Origin of the sequence: Photorhabdus noenieputensis, assembly GCF_018448935.1 — a bacterium.
Lineage (GTDB): Bacteria > Pseudomonadota > Gammaproteobacteria > Enterobacterales > Enterobacteriaceae > Photorhabdus > Photorhabdus noenieputensis.
On record NZ_RCWC01000141.1, the window covers coordinates 1 to 884 of the forward strand.

Consider the following 884-nt stretch of genomic DNA (forward strand, 5'->3'; position numbering starts at 1 on the left):
CTGAATGTGGCCTTACAATTTGCCTGGCATAAGCTACTTCACAGCTACACGGGAGATGAGCAAACCATTGTCGGCACCACCGTCTCCGGCCGCGATGTTCCGGTGGACGGGATTGAGTCCAGTGTTGGTTTGTATATCAATACCTTGCCACTGATAGTGCAATGGCACCAAGCAGACAGTGTGGCTACTGTTTTGCAAGACATCCAAAAGAATATCGCTGCGCTCAACAGCCACAGCGCTGTCTCACTGGCCAGTTTACAATCCGACGGAGAACGGTTATTCCACAGCTTACTGGTATTTGAAAACTACCCATCCCCGGCGGTCAGTGAAAACCCAACCGGTATAGAACATACCCTGACATTCCGTCAGTCCGTCGAAAAAGTGGATTATCCGGTATCGCTGGTAGCCTATGAGCACGATAACAGTCTCATCATCAAATTCAGTTATGGCAAAGACTGGCTGACAGAAGCACAGACACAACGCGTACTGGGTCAGCTTGAACGTATCCTGTACGCGGCGGCATGCAACCCAGACCAGTTACATACGTCAATCACCTTCCTCAGCGAAGCTGAGCGTCATACCCTACTGCACCGCTGGAATCAGACCGATGCGCCTTACCCGCAGGATAAAACCCTGCCACAACTGTTTGAAGCCCAGGTGGCAAGCACACCGGATAACGTGGCGCTGGTGTTTGAAGGCCAATCCCTGACCTACCGCCAGCTTAACGAACAGGCCAACCAACTAGCTTATGCTATCCGTGAACGTTGTCAGCAACACCATCATGTCCCTGTGCAAGCTGATACTCCCATCGCCCTCTATCTCGACCGTAGTCTGGACATGGTTATCAGTATCTTAGCGGTATTGAAAGCCGGTGGCGCTTATGT

At 51.5% G+C, this 884-nt stretch carries 1 protein-coding gene; it reads left to right on the forward strand.

What is annotated here, in order from left to right:
• The coding region (locus EAE91_RS23550; RefSeq protein ID WP_214090550.1) for a condensation domain-containing protein at positions 1-884 on the forward strand (884 nt) is incomplete at both ends.